This is a genomic window from Secundilactobacillus similis DSM 23365 = JCM 2765, from assembly GCF_001311075.1.
GTDB lineage: Bacteria > Bacillota > Bacilli > Lactobacillales > Lactobacillaceae > Secundilactobacillus > Secundilactobacillus similis.
In genome coordinates, this window is record NZ_BBAD01000155.1 from 1 (window position 1) to 2071 (window position 2071).

4 protein-coding genes are annotated in these 2071 nt (G+C 41.5%); 3 read left to right on the top strand and 1 reads right to left on the bottom strand.

The genetic code is table 11. The annotated features are described in order from the left end of the window. From JCM2765_RS19230 to JCM2765_RS16415, 3 genes are all read left to right on the top strand, one after another. Positions 1-91, top strand: a 91-nt coding sequence (locus JCM2765_RS19230) for a topoisomerase C-terminal repeat-containing protein (protein ID WP_369404086.1), incomplete at its 5' end; no start/stop codon positions are given. Between the two features lie 122 nt (positions 92-213). Then, positions 214-429 (top strand): hypothetical protein, encoded by a 216-nt coding sequence (locus JCM2765_RS16410; protein ID WP_034528478.1) that lies wholly within the window; start codon positions 214-216, stop codon positions 427-429. 3 nt (positions 430-432) lie between these two features. Further along, positions 433-1557, top strand: coding sequence for an ArdC-like ssDNA-binding domain-containing protein (locus tag JCM2765_RS16415; protein ID WP_054737591.1), 1125 nt, complete (start codon positions 433-435; stop codon positions 1555-1557). A gap of 155 nt (positions 1558-1712) precedes the next feature. On the opposite strand, the gene JCM2765_RS18910 is transcribed toward JCM2765_RS16415, so the two are convergent. Next, positions 1713-1802 carry a putative holin-like toxin gene (locus JCM2765_RS18910; RefSeq protein ID WP_072672334.1) on the bottom strand — a complete coding sequence of 30 codons (90 nt, stop codon included), beginning with the start codon at positions 1800-1802 and terminating at the stop codon, positions 1713-1715. Positions 1803-2071: the final 269 nt, after the last annotated feature.

Sequence of the window (2071 nt, forward strand, 5' to 3'; positions counted from 1 at the left end):
TAAATTAAAGGGTTTCAAGAGCAAAAAGGGAAAGTCGTTTGACGCCAAGCTAAAACTTGACGGTCATAAATTAAGTTTTGATTTTGATTAGAACCTGCCTACCGCCCTACACTACGTTCCGGTTGGTGAACCCGTCATTTAGGTTCACTTCTACAACCCTAAAAGTAAACCTAAACAACGGGTGAGATTAGCAACGCAAAGGAGATCATAAATATGGATAACGAATTAACAGTCATTGGGAGTGAATTACCGGTTTTGCAGGCTAAAGGAACCTACAAGTATTTAAAAGAAACCACTGGTAACGGAGCCTATTATCAAGTGGCTTGGCAAAAATTAGCTGATGGCTACATCGCCCTTTATGGCACGACCCCGATTCAAATCAACGTAGCCCCTATATTGAATGATATTTTTGAAGATGAGGAGGGGTAGGCAATGCCGAGTAAAGCCGACGTTAAAGCCTGGAAAGCACAATTAGTCGCCCAAGCCGAACAACAAATCCTAAAATTAACCGATAGTGACCGATTTAAACAGTATCTTAATACCCTGGCTAAATTTCATCATTATAGCGCCAGAAACATTGATTTGATTTATGCGCAAAATCCGCAAGCCACTCAAGTCGCGGGCTTTAAGCAATGGCAAACAGATTTTAACCGCACCGTTAATAAGGGCGCTAAGTCCATTCGAATTGCGGCACCGATTATTAAGAAATTAACACCCGCTGAGCAAAAGCGACTTGATACTACCGACGAACGGGCCATTGTTGGTTATCGTTACCTACCCATCTTCGACGTGGCACAAACTAGTGGTGACCCTGTCCTAAGCGCTAAAGACTTTGTCAAAGAAAATTTGGCTGATCATCAGAATGTGACAAACTTATATAACGCGTTCAAAGATTATTTAAACCAGCAACCCGACCTTAAAGTCAGTGAAGTGCCTTTAGCGACGCTAAATGGGGCTAAGGGGTATTTTCAACCCAGCACTAATGAAATCGTCATTGGTGGCGATGAGCCCGACAATGCTTTGAAACTAAAGACGTTATATCACGAATATGCGCATAGTCAGTTACATGGGTTAAAATCAGCCTTTAAAGATCGCCCACGAGCCTATCAGGAAACCCAAGCCGAAGCGGTCGCATATGTTGCCATGCAAAATATTGGAGTTGATACCAGTAACTATTCACTCGGTTATGTGGCTACCTGGGCTAAAGATACAGCTGTGATCCATAGTGCTTTAAGTGAAATCCAGCAAGTTAGCAACAAAGTGATTGAGCTTAGTGACGGGTTAACCAAACAACTAGGCTTACAAGAAGCACAAAAAGAACCTGAGCATGATCTAAAAAAGCTATCAGCTCAGTCACTGAATAAGTCCTATCAAAGCTTGCAACAACAAGTTCAGCAAGCAACGAATCCACAACAAAAATCAGAACTAAAAAATAAATTAAATGATGTACACCAGAAAATCAGTAATCGAACGCAAAAACAGCTGCAAGCATTTGCTAAAAAGAATCCAGAAATTAAACAACCAGATTCTGAACCCGATCAAAGTCTAAAACGTTAGCCAGTTTTTAAAGGGCATGCTATAATGGAGACAGAAAAAGGAAGCCCTGCGCTAACAAGACTTCCCATGCAAGCCGCTTCAAAGGCGGTGGCATTAGTTAACTAAACGATACTGTCGTCCCGTAACTCGCCAAAGTTATAATCGGGGCGGCTTTTTTATTTGTTCCTTTTGTCGATGTATGTTAGCAACGCTAAAATAAACATTGCAAACAGCAACATCAACGAGAGTGTCTGGAAGACGCTCATTGACTGTGAAACCTTCCTGAAGATTACTCCATGTTCCCATGGGCCTCACCTCGCAAGGGAAAAGACAGCCACCGCCCTTAAAACTTCCTGCGTAATCTATTATACAGGTGAATTAAGTGTTGACCAAGCACAATAAAAATTAAGTCATGGGGTTTCATAGGATCCTAAATTTGATCAAATTAAGCTCAGCAAAACATCTTTTGTAGATACCCTTTTTTGAGTTCCTGGAGTTTTTCAAGCTTACGCTGATGAAGAGCGATAGTGTCATC